Source organism: Mycobacterium palustre (assembly GCF_002101785.1).
Lineage (GTDB): Bacteria > Actinomycetota > Actinomycetes > Mycobacteriales > Mycobacteriaceae > Mycobacterium > Mycobacterium palustre.
Genome location: NZ_LQPJ01000144.1, coordinates 42,766 through 59,953, shown reverse-complemented (window position 1 = coordinate 59,953; position 17,188 = coordinate 42,766). Strand labels below are relative to the sequence as shown.

The following is a 17,188-nucleotide window of genomic DNA, read 5'->3' as shown; positions in this document are numbered from 1 at the left end:
CATCGCAGAGGAGCGACCGCGCCGCATCCCGAACGAGCGTCAACCGCGAGTTGACACGCGCGTCAGCGTCAACCTAGAGTTGACGGCATGTCCGAGCCGACGCCCATCGCCTACCCCGTCCGCCTCGACGAGCTGATCAACGCCATCAAGCGGGTGCACACCGACGTGCTCGACCAGCTCGCCGACGCCGTACTGGCCGCCGAGCACCTGGGCGAGGTCGCCGACCACCTGATCGGACACTTCGTCGACCAGGCCCGCCGCTCGGGGGCCTCCTGGACCGACATCGGCAAGAGCATGGGCGTCACCAAGCAGGCCGCCCAGAAGCGCTTCGTCCCCCGCGCCGAGCCCGCCACGCCGGACCTCGAGCAGGGCTTCGGGCGCTTCACGCCGCGGGCCCGCAACGCGGTGGTCGCCGCGCAGAACGCGGCGCACGAGGCCGGCAATTCCGAGATCACTCCCGACCACCTGCTGCTCGGCATGCTCGGCGACCCGGCGGCGCTGTCCAGCGTCCTGCTAACCCGGCAGCAGGTCGACGTCGACGCCCTGCGCGCCGCCGTGACGCTCCCGCCGGCGGCCGCCGAGCCGCCGGAGCTCCTCCCGTTCAGCGGGCCGGCCCGCAAGGCCCTCGAGCTGACCGTCCGCGAGGCGCTTCGCCTCGGGCACAACTACATTGGCACCGAACACCTGCTGCTGGCCCTGCTCGAACTCGAAGACGGGGCCGGGGCCCTGCACCGGGCCGGCGTCGACAAGGACCGCGCCGAGGCGGACCTGATCGCCGCGCTCGACGCACTGACCAGCGGCAACAACCCCTCCCCCGCGCAATAGCGCGTGTGCGATCATGCCAAGATGCGCCGTTGGCTGATCGCCCTGTCCATGCTCCTGGTCGCCGCCGCGGGCGCCGCCGCGCCCCGCGCATGGGCGGGCGACGCCCCAATCGGGCACGTCGGTGACACCCTGCGGGTGGACACCGGCACCTACGTCGCCGACGTCACGGTCAGCGGCGTGGGCCCCGTCGACCCGCCGCCGGGATTCGGCTACACCCGCGAAGGCACCTTCAGGGGCTTTCCCGGCAGCTCCGTCGAGCGCGCCGACGTGACGGTCCGCGCGGTCCGGGTGCCCAACCCGTTCGTCATGGCGACCGTCTTCAGCTTCGACGGGGTGACCCCGTACGCCGACGCCTACAAGCCGCGGCCGTCCGACGCGCCCGACGCCCTGGACAACGTGCTCACCAACGCGCCCAACGGGGCGATCGTGCGCGGCGGGGTCTACTGGGACGCCTACCGGGATCCGGTCTCGACGGTGGTGCTGCTGGACAAGAAGACGGGTTACCACCTGGCGCAATGGAATCTGTGACCCGCGGGGGACCGGTATCGCTGGCGACGGGTTCGGCCGACACCGCGGAGCTGGCCGCCGTTGCGGCGCAAACCTTTCCGTTGGCGTGCCCGCCCGGGACGGCCGCCGAAGACATCGCGGCGTTCGTCGACGCCCACCTGTCGGCCGAACGCTTCGCGGAGTACCTGGCCGACCCTCACCGCGCGGTGCTCACCGCGGCCCGCGACGGCCGAATCATCGGTTACGCCATGCTGATTCGCGACCCGGCCGTCGACACGGCCGAGCTGTCGAAGATCTACGTGCTGTCCGAGCACCACGGCTCCGGCGTCGCGGCCGCGCTGATGGACCGCGCGCTGGCCACCGCGCGGTGCTGGGGCGCGCGCTCGGTGTGGCTGGGCGTCAACCAGGCCAACCGACGCGCCCAACGCTTCTACGCCAAGAGCGGCTTTACGGTCAACGGCACCAGGACCTTTCGGGTGGGCGCGCGCCTCGAGAACGACTACGTCATGGTTCGCGAGCTCGGCTGATCCCCGCCCGCCCCATCGAGGTCAGGGCCACCAGGCGCGACGTGGCCCGCAAGTACTTCTTGCGATACCCGCCGGCCAGCATCTCCTCGCTGAAGATGGTGTCGAGCTTGGCCCCCGACGCCACCACCGGGATGCCGGCGTCGTAGAGCCGGTCGGTGAGCGCCACCAGCCGCAGCGCGACGTTCTGGTCGTCGATGCCGTGCACGCCGGTCAAAAACACCGCCGTCACGCCCTCGATCAGGCTGAGGTAGCGCGACGGGTGCATGGTGGCCAGGTGTGCGCACAGGGCGTCGAAGTCGTCCAGCGTCGCCCCGTCGAGTGCGGCGGCGCGCGCGGTGACCTCCGCGTCCGACAGCGGCTGCGGGGCGGGCGGCAGGCCGCGGTGCCGGTAGTCCGGGCCTTCGATCCGAACCGTGGTGAAAATGCTTGCCAGCGTGTTGATTTCGCGCAGGAAGTCCTGGGCGGCGAAGCGCCCCTCACCGAGCCGCTCGGGCAGCGTGTTGGAGGTGGCGGCCACCGACACGCCCCGCTCGACCAGCGCGGACAGCATCCGCGAGACCAGCGTGGTGTTGCCCGGGTCGTCGAGCTCGAACTCGTCGATGCACACCGCGGTGTAATCGGCGAGCATGTCGATGCATTCGACGTAGCCGAACACCCCGGCGAGCTGGGTGAGCTCGCCAAACGTGGCGAACGCCTTGGGAGTTGGGGGTTGCGGGCCGTCGCCGGGCAGCTGGTAGTAGGCCGAGGCGAGCAGGTGGGTCTTGCCGACCCCGAACCCGCCGTCGAGGTAGAGCCCGACGCCGGGCAGCACCTCGCGCCCGCCGAACAGCTTGCGCCGCCCGGCCCGCCGCGCCACGGCCCGCCGGCAGAAGTCCTGACAGGCGACCACGGCGGCGGCCTGGGTCGGTTCCGCGGGATCGGGGCGATAGGTGGCGAAGCTCACGTCGGCGAACGTCGGGGGCGGCCGCAGCTGGGCGATCAGCCGTTCCGGTGAGACGCTGGGACGCCGATCGACCAGGCGAGCCACCCGGGAAGGACCGGACCCGCGCATGCACCGGACTGTAGCGGCGTGCTGCAATCGAGCTCATGCTGACGCTGCTCGGGTCGACCCGCGAACTCGACGACGGCGAACTTCCCCGGCTTTATGCGTATCCCGAGCGCGACGGCACGTGGCTGCGGGCGAACTTCATCACCAGCGTCGACGGCGGCGCCACCGCCGACGGCAAGAGCGGCGGCATGGGCGGAACCGGCGACCGGCTGATCTTCGAGCTGCTGCGCGAGCTCGCCGACGTCATCGTCGTCGGCGCGGGCACGGTGCGCATCGAGGGCTATTCCGGCGCGCAGCTGGGCGCCGCCGATCGGCAGCGGCGGCAGGCGCGCGGGCAGGGTGAGGTCCCGCCGCTGGCGATCGTGACCGGGTCGGGGCGCCTCGACCGCGACATGACGGTGTTCACCCGCACCGAGGTGCCGCCGCTGGTGCTCACCTGCGCGGCGGCGGTCACCGAGACGCGCCGCCGGCTCGCCGGGCTGTGCGAGGTGGTCGACTGCTCGGGCCCCGATCCCGGCCGGGTCGACGAAACGGCCCTGCTGGGCGCCCTGGCCGCGCGCGGGCTGCGCCGCGTGCTGACCGAGGGCGGCCCGACCCTGCTCGGCGCGTTCATCCGGCGCGACCTGCTCGACGAGCTGTGTCTGACGATCGCGCCCTACCTCGTGGGCGGCCTGGCCCGGCGCATCGCGACCGGGCCCGAGCAGGCGCTGACCCGGATGCGGCGCGCGCACCTCCTCGGCGACGACGCCGGCTACCTGTACGCCCGCTACGTTAAGGCCTGACGGTTTTCTGGCTACTGTGGTCGGCATGAGTCGGCGCCTCACCACCGCCGCGATCGCGATCGCGGCGACCACCGTGCTGGCCGGCTGCGTCCCGGGCCTGGCCGCGGACCCGCGCTTCGCCACCAATTCCGGCGCCAGGCCGCAGGGCGTGGCCCCGACCAAGCCGCCGCCCAGCGGCCCGCCGCCGATCGCGGCGCCCAAGAACGACCTGTCCTGGCGCGACTGCACGTCGCGGGTGTTCGGCGACGCGGCCGTCCCCGCCGCGCCGGGCGTCCAGCTCGACTGCGCAACCTACGACACCGACCTCGACCCCGCGGGCGGCGGGGGCGGCACGCTGTCCATCGGCGTGGTGCGGGCCCGATCGGACAAGACCCCGCGCGACGCCGGCCCGCTCGTCTTCACCACCGGCTCGGACCTGCCGTCGTCGGCGCAGCTGCCGGTGTGGCTGGCCCGCGGCGGCGCCGACGTGCTGCAGAGCCGGCCCATCGTCGCCGTCGACCGCCGCGGCATCGGCATGTCGAGCCCCATCGACTGCCGCGATCAGCTGGACCGGCAGGCGATGCGGGATCAGGCGCAGTTCCAGCCCGGCGACGACCCCGTCGCGAACCTCTCCGAGATCTCCAACACCGCCACCACCAACTGCACCGACGCCATCGCGCCGGGCGCCTCGGACTACGACAACTCCCACGCCGCCTCCGACATCGAGCGGCTGCGCAGCCTGTGGGACGTGCCCGCCGTCGCGCTGGTCGGGATCGGCAACGGCGCCCAGGTGGCGCTGGCCTACGCCGCGTCGCGGCCCGACCGGGTGGCGCGGCTGATCCTCGACTCGCCGGTCGCGTTGGGCGTCAACGCCGAAGCGGCCGCCGAGCAACAGGTCAAGGGCCAGCAGGCCGCGCTCGACGCGTTCGCCGCCCAGTGCGTCGCGGTGAACTGCGCGCTGGGCCCGGACCCGAAGGGGGCCGTCAGCGCGCTGCTGGCCGACGCCCGCGCCGGCAAGGGGCCCGGCGGTGTGACGGTGGCCGCGGTGGCCAACGCCATCACCGTCGCGCTGGGTTTCCCGTCCGGCGGCCGCGTCGGCGCCACCACCAGCCTGGCCAACGCCCTGGCGGCGGCCCGCTCCGGCGACGCCGGCCCGCTCAACAACCTGATCGGCCACGCCTTTTCCGTCACCGACTCCGACGGCCAGTTCGTCAACTCCTGCAGCGACGCGGTCAACCGCCCGACCCCCGACCGGGTGCGCGAGCTCGTGGTGGCGTGGGGGAAGCTTTATCCGCAGTTCGGCACGGTCGCCGCGCTCAACATGGTCAAATGCGTGCACTGGCCGGTGGTTTCGCCGCCGGCCCCGCCCAAGGACCTCAAGGTCGACGTCCTGCTGGCGGGCGTGCAGGACGACCCGATCGTCGGCATGGAAGGGGTCGCCGCGACGGCGGCCACCGTGATCAACGCCAACGCCGCCAGCAAGCGGGTGATGTGGCAGGGCATCGGCCACGGCGCCAGCGTCTACTCGCCGTGCGCGGTGCCGCCGCTGATCGGCTACCTCAACAGCGGCAAGCTGCCGGGGACCGACACGTACTGTCCCGCCTGAGAGTTGGCCGCCGGCATCGGTGTACGGTGCGCTGGTGAATTGGATGCTGGCCGCGTTGGGTCCCCGCACCAGTGCGCCGAGCGCGGCGACGGTACTGCGATCCGCGCTGTGGCCGTTGGCGATTCTGTCGGTGCTGCACCGCAGCATCGTGCTCACGCTCAACGGCAACGTCACCGACGACTTCAAGCCGGTCTACCGCGCGGTGCTGAACTTCCGGCACGGCTGGGACATCTACAACGAGCACTTCGACTACGTCGACCCGCACTACCTGTACCCGCCCGGCGGCACGCTGCTGATGGCGCCGTTCGGGTACCTGTCCTTCACGCCGTCGCGGTATTTGTTCATCCTGATCAACACCGTGGCCATTTTGATCGCCTGGTATTTGCTGCTGCGGCTGTTCAAGTTCACGCTGTCCTCGGTGGCCGCGCCCGCCCTGCTGCTGGCGATGTTCTGCACCGAGACGGTGACCAGCACGCTCGTCTTCACCAACATCAACGGCTGCGTGCTGCTGGCGGAAATGCTGTTCTTTTCGTGGCTGCTCGACGGGCGCCCCAGCCGGCAGTGGTGGGCCGGTATCGCGATCGGCCTGACGCTGACGCTCAAACCGCTGCTCGGGCCGCTGCTGTTGCTGCCCCTGCTGAACCGGCAGTGGCGCGCGGTGGTGGCCGCGATCGTGGTCCCCGTGGTGATCAACCTGGCCGCGCTGCCGCTCGTCAGCCACCCGATGGACTTCTTCACCAAGACGCTGCCCTACATCGGCGGGACCCGGGACTACTTCAACAGCTCGGTCGAGGGCAACGGCGTGTACTTCGGGCTGCCCACCTGGCTGATCCTGTTCCTGCGGATCCTTTTCACGCTGCTGGCGATCGGCGCCCTGTGGTTGCTGTACCGCTACTACCGCACCCGCGACCCGCTGTTCTGGTTTGCCACCTCGTCGGGCGTGCTGCTGCTGTGGTCGTGGCTGGCGCTGCCGCTGGCGCAGGGCTACTACTCGATGATGCTGTTCCCCTTCCTGATGACGGTCGTGCTGCGCAACTCGGTGATCCGCAACTGGCCGGCCTGGCTGGGGGTCTACGGCTTCTTGACCCTCGACGACTGGCTGATCTACCGGTACATGAGGTACGGCCGGGCGCTGCACTACCTGAAGATCACCTACGGCTGGTCGCTGCTGCTGATCGTCGTGTTCACGGTGCTGTGCTTCCGCTACCTGGACGCCAAGGCCGAGAACCGGCTGGACGAGGGCATCGACCCGGCGTGGCTGGCGCCCGAGCGCGAGCGCGAAATCGACGCTAGCGTGGATGCATGACCCGACCCAAGCTTGAGCTCTCCGACGACGAGTGGCGGCAGAAGCTCACGCCCGAAGAGTTCCAGGTGCTGCGCCGCGCCGGCACCGAGCGGCCGTTCACCGGTGAGTACACCGACACCAAGACCGAAGGCATCTACCAATGCCGGGCCTGCGGTGCCGAATTGTTCCGCAGCACAGAGAAATTCGAGTCGCACTGCGGTTGGCCGTCGTTCTTCGACCCGGCGAGCTCCGACGCGGTGATCCTGCGCCCGGACGATTCGCTGGGGATGCGGCGCGTCGAGGTGCTGTGCGCCAACTGCCACAGCCACCTGGGGCACGTCTTCGAAGGCGAGGGCTACCCGACGCCGACGGATCAGCGGTACTGCATCAACTCGATCTCGCTGCGGCTGGTGCCGGCGGACGGCTAGCGCCAGCCCGGTCCGGCGGGAACTCAGTCCACCCGCGTGGCGTGGCATTCCCAGAACGGCGCGTGCACGCGCCCGCCGGTCAGCCACGGCTCCATCGCCCGGAAGCGTTCCAGCATCGGCCGCACCTGGTCGGCCATGTCGGGGTTGCGCGCGGCCATCCCCTCGATCGCCTCGGCGCTGAAGTTGACCAGGTACGTGGTCGGGCCCAGGTAGGTGATCTCCCAGCCGCCGGCCGGCAGCACCTGACGGAAGTCGTCCTCGGACAGCGACCGCGGCATCTTGAAGCCGTTGACGTCGTGCTCGCCGAACTCGAACATGTACAGCCGGGCCCCGGGCTTGGTCGCGCGGTGCAGCGCCCGCGCGTAGGAGCGCTGCAGGTCGGGCTCGGTGCTGAAGGTGTGGTAGAAGGCGCAGTCGACGACGGTGTCGAAGCGGTTGTCGAATCCGTCGAGGGTGGTGGCGTCGGCCAGCTCGAAGTTCACCGACACCCCGGCCTTGCGGGCGTTCTCGCGGGCCCGCTCCAGGGCGCCCTCCGACCCGTCGATGCCGGTGGCCGCGTAGCCCTTGGAGGCGTAGTGGATGGCGTGGTGCCCGGGACCGGTGCCCGGGTCGAGCACCTCGCCCTTGACGGCGCCCAGGGCCACCAGCCGCTGGACCACCGGCTGCGGGCCGCCGATGTCCCACGGCGTGGCGGCGGGCAGGCCGTGCGACAGCCGGTCGTCGCGGTACATCTCCTCGAAGCGGGTGGGATCGTTCACGTCGGGAGCGCTCACGGCAGGGCCCCCACCAGCTGCTCGACCGGCACCCGCGGCCCGGTGAAGAACGGCGTCTCGGCCCGGGTGTGGCGGCGGGCGTCGGTGGCGCGCAGCTGGCGCATCAGGTCGACGATGCGGTGCAGCTCGGGCGCCTCGAACGCCAGGATCCATTCGTAGTCGCCCAGCGCGAACGCGGACACGGTGTTGGCGCGGACGTCCTTGTACTCGCGGGCGGCCATGCCGTGCTCGGCGAGCATGCGGCGGCGCTCCTCGTCGGGCAGCAGGTACCACTCGTAGGACCGCACGAACGGATACACGCAGATGTAGGCGCCGGGCTCCTCGCCGGCCAGGAACGCCGGGATGTGGCTCTTGTTAAACTCGGCCGGCCGGTGCAGCGCCACGGCGCTCCACACCGGCGAGCAGGCCCGGCCCAGCGTGGTGGTGCGCCGGAAGTCGGCGTAGGTGGCCTGCAGCGCCTCGACGCGCTCGGCGTGGGTCCAGATCATGAAGTCCGCGTCGGCGCGCAGCCCGGCCACGTCGTACAGGCCGCGCACCACGACGCCGCGCTCCTCCTGCACCTTGAAAAACCTCGCCGCGTCGTCGATCACGGCGTCACGCTTTTCGCCGAGCTCGCCCGGCCGCACGGCAAACACCGAGAACATCAGGTAGCGAAGCTGTGAGTTCAGGGCGTCGTAGTCGAGTTTGGCCATGAAACTATCGTGCCACTTCCGCCCGAAGCGCCTCGACCGCGCGCCCGGCCGCCCCGATGCACGCCGGCACCCCGATGCCGTCGAGGTAGCTGCCCGCCACCGCCAGCCCCGGCGGCAGGCCGGCGCGCACCTCGGCGACCACCTCGGCGTGGCCCGGGCCGTACTGCGGCATCGCGTCGATCCAGCGCTGCACGCGGGCGTCGACGGGTTCGACGGTCAGCCCGAACACGTCGACCAGGTCGCTGAGCGCCCACCCCAGCAATTCGTCGTCCGGGGTGCTGGCCGCCACGTCGTCGCCGAAGCGGCCGAACGACAGCCGCAGCAGCTGCACGTCCCCGCCGCCCAACTTGCGCCCCCATTTCTTGGAAGACAGCGTTACGGCCTTGGCCCGCAACGGCTCCCCGGTGGCCACCAGCACGCCGGAGGCGTCGGGCAGCGGCGTCGAGGCCGGCACCGCGAGCGCCACCACCGCCGACGACGCGGTCGCGATGCGGGCCGCGGCCGCCGACGAACGCGGGGCCACCTCCCGCAGCAGCGCCGCCAGCCGCGGCGCGGGCACGGCCAGGATCACGGCGTCGGCGTGCCAGCGGGCGCCGGTGTCGTCGAGCAGGGACCAGCCGGGCCCGGCGGGGTCGAGCCGCCGCACCGCGGCGCGCACCCACCGCGGGCGGCCCCGCTCGACGAGCTCGTCGAGCAGCACCCCGTAGCCGCCGTCGATGGCCCCGAACGCCGGCGCGCCGGTCGACGGCGGCAACCCCTGCCGGACCGCGTCGGTCAGGCTGGGCGCGCCGCGGTCCAGGGCCGCCGCCACGCTGGGGGCCGCCGCGCGCAGCCCGATCGTCGAGGCCGAGCCCGCATACACCCCGCTCAGCAACGGGTCCACCGACCGGGCCACGGTCTGCTCGCCGAACCGCTCCCCCACCAGGTCGGCCACCGCGGGGTCGCCGCCCGGCTCCCAGCCCAGGGGCCGGGTCGGTTCGGCGTCGATCCACGCGACCGTCGCCTCGTCGACCAATCCGGCCATCGACGCGGCAGACGACGGGATCCCGGCGACGGTGCCCGCGGGCAGCGGGTGCAGCCGCCGCCGGCTGTAGATCAAAGGCCGCGCGCCGGTGGTCGACAGCTGGCGGTCCGACAGGCCCAGCTCGGCCAGCAGCGCCGGCATCTCGGGCCGGCGCCGCACGAACGCCTCGGCGCCGACGTCCATCGGCCGCCCGCCGACCTGCTCGGTGCGCAACACCCCGCCCAGCCGGTCCCCCGGCTCGAACAGGGTGATCGTCGCGTCCGCACCGGCGGCCGCCCGCAGCCGGTACGCGGCCGTCAGCCCCGAAATCCCGCCGCCAACAACGCAATACGAGGGGGTCATAGCGAATGGACCAGCGCCACCACGTCGGCCAGCACGCCGGGATCGGTCTCCGGGAGCACCCCGTGGCCCAGGTTGAAGACGTGGCCCGTCGCGCCCGCGTCGACCGCCCGGCGGCCCTCGGTCACCACCGCGCGGGCGGCGTGTGCGGCGACGTCCCATCCGGCCAGCAGCACGACCGGGTCGAGGTTGCCCTGCAGCGCCGTGCCGGGTTCGACCCGGGCGGCGGCGTCGATCAGCGACGTGCGCCAGTCCACCCCGATCACGGTGGCCTGCCCGGGCCGCATGCCGCACTTCAGCGCCGCCGACATCGCGCCCAGCAGCTCGGAGGTCCCGACCCCGAAATGCGTCATGGGCACGCCGTATTCGGCCAGGGTGGCGAAGACCCGCGAGCTGTGCGGCAGCACGTAGTTGCGGTAGTGGGCCAGCGACAGGGTCCCCGCCCACGAGTCGAACATCTGGATGGCGTCGACCCCGGCGTCGATCTGGGCGCGCAAAAACGCGATGGTCAGGTCGGTGAGCTTGGACATCAGCGCGTCCCAGCTCGCCGGTTCGGCCAGCATCATCGCCTTGGTGCGGGCGTGGTTGCGGCTGGGGCCGCCCTCGACGAGGTAGGACGCCAGCGTGAACGGCGCACCGGCGAAGCCGATCAGCGGGACGTCGCCCAGCTCGCCGACCAGCAGCGACACCGCGTCGGACACCGGCTGAACCGCTTGCGGGTCAAGAGGTTTCATCGCATCGATGTCGGCGTCGGTGCGCACCGGGTGCGCGATCACCGGCCCCACGTCGGCGACGATGTCCAGCTCGACGCCCGCGGCGCGCAGCGGCACCACGATGTCGGAGAACAAAATCGCCGCGTCCACGCCGTAGCGGCGAATCGGCTGCAGCGTGATCTCGCACGCCACCTCGGGCTGAAAGCACGCCTCGAGCATGCTGTGGCGTTCGCGCAGCGCCCGGTACTCCGGCAGCGAGCGGCCGGCCTGCCGCATGAACCACACCGGCACCCGGCCGGGCTTGCGTCCGGTGACGGCGGCCAGATACGGGGAGTCGGGAAGCTCGCGGCGGAAAGTGTCCATCGGCATCAATGCTGCCACGGCGGCCCGCGGGCGCCTGCGTAACATCAACCCGGTGCCAGTCAACTACGACGAGTTTCCCGGCCTGCGGTGCGAACCCGGCGATAACGGCGTTTTGACGCTCGTTCTCGACGCGCCCGGCCTGAATTCGGTGGGACCGCAGATGCACCGCGACCTCGCCGACATCTGGCCGGCCCTCGACCGCGATCCCGACGTGCGCGTGGTGCTGGTCCGCGGCGAGGGCAAGGCCTTCTCGTCGGGCGGCAGCTTCGATCTGATCGAGGAGACCATGGGCGACTTCGAAGGCCGGGTCCGCATCATGCGCGAGGCCCGCGACCTGGTGCTCAACATGGTCAACTTCGACAAGCCCGTGGTCTCGGCGATCCGGGGACCCGCCGTCGGCGCCGGCCTGGTGGTGGCGCTGCTCGCCGACATCTCGGTGGCCGGCCGCACCGCGCGGTTCATCGACGGCCACACCAAGCTCGGGGTGGCCGCGGGCGACCACGCCGCGATCTGCTGGCCGCTGCTGGTCGGCATGGCCAAGGCCAAGTACTACCTGCTGACCTGCGAGACGCTGGTCGGCGAGGAGGCCGAGCGCATCGGGCTGGTCTCCAAGTGCGTCGACGACGACGAGGTGCTGCCGACGGCCACCCGCATCGCCGAGGACCTGGCGCGGGGCGCGCAGCACGCCATCCGCTGGACCAAGCACAGCCTCAACTACTGGTACCGCATGTTCGGGCCCGCGTTCGAAACGTCGCTGGGCCTGGAATTCGTCAGTTTCGGCGGGCCCGACGTTCGGGAGGGCCTGGCCGCGCACCGCGAGAAGCGGCCGGCCCGATTCACCGGCGGTGCCGCGACCTGAGCAGGGCAAACACGGGTCGCGGGGCCGCAATGGGCGCGCGTAACGGCTTGGTCGCGGCGCGCGCGAAAGTCGGCGCGCCTGTTTCGGCGTGTCGGGGGATGGGTCTAGCGTCGAACGCTGTGACCAGTTCAGCTGAACCGGCCCCCTTTCGCGAGGCGGTGGCGGCGATGAACGCCGTGACGGTGCGGCCGGAGATCGAGCTGGGCCCGATCCGCCCGCCGCAGCGGCTGGCACCCTTCAGCTACGCGCTGGGCGCCGAGGTCAAGCACCCCGACCTCGAGATCGTCCCGGAGCGGTCCGAGGGTGACGCGTTCGGCCGGCTGATCCTGCTGTACGACCCCGAGGGCGCCGACGCCTGGGACGGCACCATCCGGCTGGTCGCCTACATCCAGGCCGACCTCGACCCCAGCGAGGCCGTCGACCCCCTGCTGCCGGAGGTCGCGTGGAGCTGGCTGGTGGACGCGCTCACGGCACGCCTCGAGCAGACCACCGCCCTGGGCGGCACGGTCACCGCCACCACGTCGGTGCGCTACGGCGACATCTCCGGGCCGCCGCGGGCCCACCAGCTGGAGCTGCGCGCGTCGTGGACGGCGACCACCCCGGCGGTCGGGGTGCACGTCGAGGCGTTCTGCGAGGTCCTCGAGCACGCCGCGGGCCTGCCGCCGAGCGGGGTCACCAACCTGAGCTCGCGGTCACGCGCCTGACATGGGCGAACCGTCGGCCCACGGGCCCGACAGCACCGCGCCCGCGGCCACCCCGCTGCTCCACCCGGCCGACGGCGTCCCGGCGCTTTCGGTGTCGGCCCGCGAGATCGCCGAGGCGGCGCGGCGGCTCGACCGCGGCAGCGGGCCGTTCGCGGTGGACGCCGAGCGGGCGTCGGGTTTCCGCTACTCGAGCCGGGCCTACCTGATCCAGATCCGGCGCGCCGGCGCCGGGACCGTGCTGATCGACCCGGTCAGCCACGGCGGCGACCCGCTGGACGTGCTGCGGCCGGTGGCCGAGGTGCTCGGCACCGACGAATGGATCCTGCACTCGGCCGACCAGGACCTGCCCTGCCTGGCCGAGGTCGGCATGCGCCCGCCGGCGCTCTACGACACCGAGCTCGCCGGGCGGCTGGCCGGGTTCGAGCGGGTGAACCTGGCCACCATGGTCGAGCGGCTGCTGGGCCTCGGGCTGGCCAAGGGCCACGGCGCGGCGGACTGGTCCAAGCGGCCCCTGCCACCCGAATGGCTCAACTACGCGGCGCTGGATGTGGAGCTGCTCATCGAGCTGCGCGCGGCGATCGCCGACGTGCTGGCCGAACAGGGCAAAAGTGATTGGGCCGCACAGGAATTCGACTACCTGCGCACCGCCGGTTCGCGCGATCCGACGGCGCGGCGCGAGCGCTGGCGCCGCACGTCGGGGATCCACCGGGTGCGCGACCGCCGGGGCCTGGCCGCGGTGCGCGAGCTGTGGGCGGCGCGCGACCTGATCGCCCAGCGCCGCGACATCGCCCCGCGGCGCATCCTGCCGGACTCGGCGATCATCGACGCCGCGCTGGCCAACCCGAAGACCGTCGAGGACCTGGTCGCGCTGCCGGTGTTCGGGGGCCGCAACCAGCGCCGCAGCGCGCACATCTGGCTGGCGGCGCTGGAGGCGGCGCGGCACAACGAGGAACCGCCGGGGGAGGTCGAGGCCGCCAACGGGCCGCCACCGCCGGCGCGGTGGAGCAGGCGCAAACCGGAGGCCGCGGCCCGGCTGGAGGCGGCCCGGGCGGCGCTGGGCGAGGTGTCGGAGCGGGTGAAGGTCCCCACCGAGAACCTGGTGTCGCCGGACCTGGTGCGACGGCTGTGCTGGGACTGGGAGGGCGCGCCGGACCCCCTCGAGGCGGTCGACGCATTCCTGCGCGCCGGCCGGGCGCGGCCCTGGCAGCGCGAACTGGTGGGCCCGGCGCTGGCCCGGGCGCTGCAGCCGCCGGCCGACGGGCCGCGCTAGTCGAGCTGCTCGGTGATCTGCGGCTCGGTCAGCGGGCTGCCCAGCGCCGCCACCCAACCGGTGATCCGGCGGGCCACGTCCTGGTCGGTCAGGCCGAGCTCGGCCAGCACCTCCCCGCGCGAGGCGTGCTCGTAGAACCGCTGCGGCAGGCCGACGTCGCGGCAGGGCACGTCGATCTCCGCGCGCCGCAGCGCGGCCGACACCGCCGAGCCGACGCCGCCGTTGACGCCGTTGTCCTCGCACGTGACGACCAGCTTGTGCTGCGCCGCCAGCTCCACGACGCCGTCGGACACCGGCAGCACCCAGCGCGGGTCGATCACCGTCACGCCGATGCCCTGGTTGTGCAGCCGCTTGGCCGCCGCCAGCGCCATCGGCGCGAACGCGCCGATCGCCACCAGCAGCACGTCGTGGTTCAACCCCGGCGCGGGCATCGCGAGCAGGTCGACCCCCGAGCGGCGTTCGAGGGCCGGAATGTCTTCGCCCACATCGCCTTTCGGGAAGCGCAGGGCCGTGGGGCCGTCGTCGACGTCGAGGGCCTCGCCGAGCTCCTCGCGCAGGCGGGTGGCGTCGCGGGGCGCGGCCACCCGGATGCCGGGCACGATGCCCAGCATCGACAGGTCCCACATCCCGTTGTGGCTGGCGCCGTCGTTGCCGGTGATGCCGGCGCGGTCGAGCACCATCGTCACGGGCAGCCGGTGCAGCGCCACGTCCATCATGATCTGGTCGAAGGCCCGGTTGAGGAACGTCGAGTAGATGGCCACCACGGGGTGCATGCCGCCCATCGCCAGCCCGGCCGCCGACGTCAGCGCGTGCTGCTCGGCGATGCCCACGTCGAACAGGCGGTCCGGGAACTGTTTGCCGAACGCGCTCAGCCCGGTGGGGCCGGGCATCGCGGCGGTGATCGCGACGATGTCGCGGCGCTTCTTGCCGTAGGCGATGAGCGCGTCGGAGAAGGTCGCCGTCCAGCCCGGGCCGGCGACCTTGGTGGCCTGGCCGGTGGCCGGGTCGATCACGCCGCAGGAGTGCATCTGCTCGGCCTCATCGTCCAAGGCCGGGGCGTATCCCATGCCCTTGCGGGTGACGGCGTGCACGATCACCGGGCGCCCGAAGCCGCGGGCGTGGCGCAGCGCGACCTCGACCGCGCGCTCGTCGTGGCCGTCGACCGGCCCGACGTACTTCAGCCCGAGGTCGGTGAACAGCAGCTGCGGTGACAGCGAGTCCTTGATGCCGGCCTTGACGCTGTGCATGAACCGGTAGGCGATCTTGCCGAAGAGCGGCATCGCGCGCAGCGCGTCGCGGCCCTTCTCCAGCATCTGTTCGTACGCGGGCTGCAGCCGCAGCGACGCCAGGTGGTCGGCGACCCCGCCGATCGTCGGCGCGTAGCTGCGGCCGTTGTCGTTGACCACGATGATCACCGGGCGCTTCGACGCGGCGATGTTGTTCAGCGCCTCCCAGCACATGCCGCCGGTGAGCGCGCCGTCGCCGACCACCGCCACCACGTGCCGGTTGCGGTGCCCGGCCAGCTCGAACGCCTTGGCCAGCCCGTCGGCGTAGGACAGGGCGGCGCTGGCGTGGCTGGACTCCACCCAGTCGTGCTCGCTCTCGGCGCGCGACGGATACCCCGACAGGCCGCCCTTCTTGCGCAGGCTCTCGAAGTCGTGGCTGCGGCCGGTGAGCATCTTGTGCACGTAGGCCTGGTGCCCGGTGTCGAAGATGATCGGGTCGTGCGGCGAGTCGAAGACCCGGTGCAGCGCCAGGGTCAGCTCGACGACGCCCAAATTCGGTCCCAGGTGTCCCCCGGTGGCAGCGACCTTGTGGATCAGAAACTCGCGGATCTCGCCGGCGAGATCGCGGAGCTGCTGTTGGGAAAGGTGCTGCAGATCGGCGGGCCCGCGGATCTGTTCGAGCATCTCGTCAGTCTACGCAGCGACCGCGGGGATACCAGCGCACCGGCGGGGGCCCGCCGGGCCTACGAGTGGCCGAACAGGTCGGCCAGCGTGTCGTGAAGTTCGGGATCTGCCAAAAGGACGACCTCGTCGCCGGCCCGCAGTTCGGTGTCGCCGCGCACCGGCACCAGGCCGGTGGTGCGGACCACGATGCTGACCCAGATGTCGCCGACGCGGTCACCGAGGCCCTCGACGGTGCACCCCTCGGCGGCAGACCCGGGGGCAACGCTGAAGCGGTGGACGCCGTGCGGCTCGTCCGCCAGCCGGACCCCTATCTCCCAGGGCCGGGTTTCGACGGTGCGCATCGGGAGGCGCAGCAGCCGAGCGGCGCCGGGCACCGCGCCGCCCTGCACCAGAACGGAGAAGACGACGACCACGACGACGATGCCGTACAGACGTTCGGCGTCGGCGACGTGGGCGGCCCGCAAAAACTCGCCGAGCAGGATCGGCACCGCGCCCTTGAGGCCGGCGAACAGGATGAAGAGGCGTTCGTTTCGCTCGAGTCGCACGCCAAGCAGGCAGGCGCCCGCCGCGGCCGGACGAATCAGCGCCGTCAGGGCCGCTCCGAGAAGGAGCCCGGGAATCCACACGTCGGGATGGAGGAGCACGTCGACGTCGACGGTCAGACCCAGGATGGCGAACGCGACGATCTCGGCCAGGCCGGCCAGGGCGGCGTGGAATCGTTTGATCTCCGGCTTGTAGGGCGCGCGCGCGTCGCCGATCGCGATGCCGGCGACGAACACCGCCAAAAACCCCGATCCGTGCGCAAGCGTGGTGATGCCGTACAGCATCAGGCTGGATGCCAGCGTCCGCAGCGGGTAGAGGCCTTCGCTCGGCAACGCCACGCGGCGCATGAAGACGAGCAGGGCGCGGCCGCCGACGACGCCGAAGGCCAGGCCGATCGCCATCTGCAGGACGAATTGCGCTGCCACGCCGGCGAACCCGGCGGCGCTAAGGCCACCGGCGGCGATGAGGCCGGACATCAACGAGATGCCGACCGGATCGTTGGCACCGGACTCGCCCTCCAGGATGGTGCTGCTGCGGCCCCTGATCTCGCGCTTGCCCAGGACCGAGAAGACCACGGCCGGATCGGTGGGAGCCACCGCGGTCGCGACGAGCACCGCGGGGAACCAGCCGACTTCGCACGCATAGTGCAGCATCAGCGCGGCGCCGGCGGCGGTGAGCGCGGTGCCCACGACGCCGAGCGACAGGATGGGGGCAACCGCCGCGCGGAAACGGGAAGGCCCGATGTGCATTCCGCCGTCGAACAACACCAGCACGAGCGCGATGGTGATGACCTGCTCGACGACCCGCTCGGATGGCGCCCGGACGGCCGGCAGGGCGTGCATCGCCAGCGCGGTGCCCACCAGCACGAGCAGCGGCACCGGGATCTTGACCCGCTCGGTCAGGCGGTTCGCCAGCACCGCAACCAAACCGAGCGCGCTGGAGAACAACACGACGAGCGCGTAGCGAAGGCTGTCGCTCACGGCCGCGGCAATCGGGTGACGATCCGGCACC

Annotated in this window: 16 protein-coding genes and 1 pseudogene; 10 read left to right on the top strand and 7 right to left on the bottom strand. The window is 72.1% G+C overall.

Annotated elements, in window-relative coordinates; all coding sequences use genetic code 11:
• Positions 1-87: 87 nt before the first annotated feature.
• Genes AWC19_RS26065 through AWC19_RS26055 form a run of 3 tightly spaced genes read left to right on the top strand, consistent with a single transcriptional unit; the run spans position 88 to position 1,859 of the window.
• A complete protein-coding gene (locus AWC19_RS26065) occupies positions 88-825 on the top strand; it encodes a Clp protease N-terminal domain-containing protein (RefSeq protein WP_085080974.1) in 738 nt (245 codons plus the stop codon).
• A gap of 21 nt (positions 826-846) precedes the next feature.
• Entirely contained in the window at positions 847-1,353 is a 507-nt protein-coding gene (locus AWC19_RS26060) for a hypothetical protein (RefSeq protein WP_085080994.1), read from the top strand.
• The gene (locus AWC19_RS26055; protein ID WP_085080973.1) at positions 1,341-1,859 is read left to right on the top strand and encodes a GNAT family N-acetyltransferase; all 519 of its coding nucleotides are present in this window, start codon (positions 1,341-1,343) and stop codon (positions 1,857-1,859) included. Before AWC19_RS26060 ends, AWC19_RS26055 begins: the two co-directional genes overlap by 13 nt.
• Here the strand turns inward: AWC19_RS26055 and zapE are convergent.
• Positions 1,837-2,947 (bottom strand): annotated as a pseudogene (zapE, locus tag AWC19_RS26050) (cell division protein ZapE). The gene AWC19_RS26055 and the pseudogene zapE overlap by 23 nt on opposite strands.
• On the opposite strand from zapE, the gene AWC19_RS26045 reads away from it, so the two are divergent.
• Genes AWC19_RS26045 through msrB form a run of 4 tightly spaced genes read left to right on the top strand, consistent with a single transcriptional unit; the run spans position 2,946 to position 6,987 of the window.
• On the top strand, positions 2,946-3,689 hold the full coding sequence (locus tag AWC19_RS26045; protein ID WP_085080971.1) for a pyrimidine reductase family protein: 744 nt from the start codon (positions 2,946-2,948) through the stop codon (positions 3,687-3,689). The pseudogene zapE and the gene AWC19_RS26045 sit on opposite strands and share 2 nt — an antisense overlap.
• 7 nt (positions 3,690-3,696) lie before the next feature.
• Positions 3,697-5,274, top strand: coding sequence for an alpha/beta hydrolase (locus AWC19_RS26040; RefSeq protein WP_142281425.1), 1,578 nt, complete (start codon positions 3,697-3,699; stop codon positions 5,272-5,274).
• A gap of 19 nt (positions 5,275-5,293) precedes the next feature.
• The gene (aftC, locus tag AWC19_RS26035) at positions 5,294-6,580 is read left to right on the top strand and encodes an arabinofuranan 3-O-arabinosyltransferase (protein WP_372508547.1); all 1,287 of its coding nucleotides are present in this window, start codon (positions 5,294-5,296) and stop codon (positions 6,578-6,580) included.
• The gene (msrB, locus tag AWC19_RS26030; RefSeq protein WP_085080969.1) at positions 6,577-6,987 is read left to right on the top strand and encodes a peptide-methionine (R)-S-oxide reductase MsrB; all 411 of its coding nucleotides are present in this window, start codon (positions 6,577-6,579) and stop codon (positions 6,985-6,987) included. The genes aftC and msrB overlap by 4 nt, the downstream gene beginning before the upstream one ends.
• 23 nt (positions 6,988-7,010) lie before the next feature.
• Here the strand turns inward: msrB and AWC19_RS26025 are convergent, their stop codons facing one another.
• The 4 genes from AWC19_RS26025 to hemE are packed head-to-tail and all read right to left on the bottom strand — an operon-like array spanning position 7,011 to position 10,891.
• A complete protein-coding gene (locus tag AWC19_RS26025; RefSeq protein WP_142281428.1) occupies positions 7,011-7,718 on the bottom strand; it encodes a class I SAM-dependent methyltransferase in 708 nt (235 codons plus the stop codon).
• 38 nt (positions 7,719-7,756) lie between these two features.
• Positions 7,757-8,452 carry a hydrogen peroxide-dependent heme synthase gene (gene hemQ, locus AWC19_RS26020; protein ID WP_085080967.1) on the bottom strand — a complete coding sequence of 232 codons (696 nt, stop codon included), beginning with the start codon at positions 8,450-8,452 and terminating at the stop codon, positions 7,757-7,759.
• Positions 8,453-8,456: 4 nt separating this feature from the next.
• Positions 8,457-9,818, bottom strand: coding sequence for a protoporphyrinogen oxidase (locus tag AWC19_RS26015; protein WP_085080966.1), 1,362 nt, complete (start codon positions 9,816-9,818; stop codon positions 8,457-8,459).
• Positions 9,815-10,891: a uroporphyrinogen decarboxylase gene (hemE, locus tag AWC19_RS26010; RefSeq protein WP_085080965.1), complete on the bottom strand. Its 1,077-nt coding sequence runs from the start codon at positions 10,889-10,891 to the stop codon at positions 9,815-9,817. Before hemE ends, AWC19_RS26015 begins: the two co-directional genes overlap by 4 nt.
• Positions 10,892-10,943: 52 nt before the next feature.
• Here hemE and AWC19_RS26005 point away from each other — a divergent pair, with 52 nt between their 5' ends.
• From AWC19_RS26005 to AWC19_RS25995, 3 genes are all read left to right on the top strand, one after another.
• Positions 10,944-11,750 (top strand): enoyl-CoA hydratase/isomerase family protein, encoded by an 807-nt coding sequence (locus tag AWC19_RS26005; protein WP_085080992.1) that lies wholly within the window; start codon positions 10,944-10,946, stop codon positions 11,748-11,750.
• 98 nt (positions 11,751-11,848) lie between these two features.
• Positions 11,849-12,454 carry a DUF3000 domain-containing protein gene (locus AWC19_RS26000; protein WP_085080964.1) on the top strand — a complete coding sequence of 202 codons (606 nt, stop codon included), beginning with the start codon at positions 11,849-11,851 and terminating at the stop codon, positions 12,452-12,454.
• A 1-nt stretch (position 12,455) separates the two neighbouring features.
• Positions 12,456-13,724, top strand: a complete 1,269-nt coding sequence (locus AWC19_RS25995) for an HRDC domain-containing protein (RefSeq protein ID WP_085080963.1) — start codon at positions 12,456-12,458, stop codon at positions 13,722-13,724.
• Here AWC19_RS25995 and dxs read toward each other — a convergent pair.
• Together dxs and AWC19_RS25985 are read right to left on the bottom strand one after the other, a co-directional pair.
• A complete protein-coding gene (dxs, locus tag AWC19_RS25990) occupies positions 13,721-15,634 on the bottom strand; it encodes a 1-deoxy-D-xylulose-5-phosphate synthase (RefSeq protein ID WP_085080962.1) in 1,914 nt (637 codons plus the stop codon). The two genes, AWC19_RS25995 and dxs, sit on opposite strands and share 4 nt — an antisense overlap.
• Before the next feature lie 59 nt (positions 15,635-15,693).
• Entirely contained in the window at positions 15,694-17,157 is a 1,464-nt protein-coding gene (locus AWC19_RS25985) for a cation:proton antiporter domain-containing protein (RefSeq protein WP_211285003.1), read from the bottom strand.
• Positions 17,158-17,188: the final 31 nt, after the last annotated feature.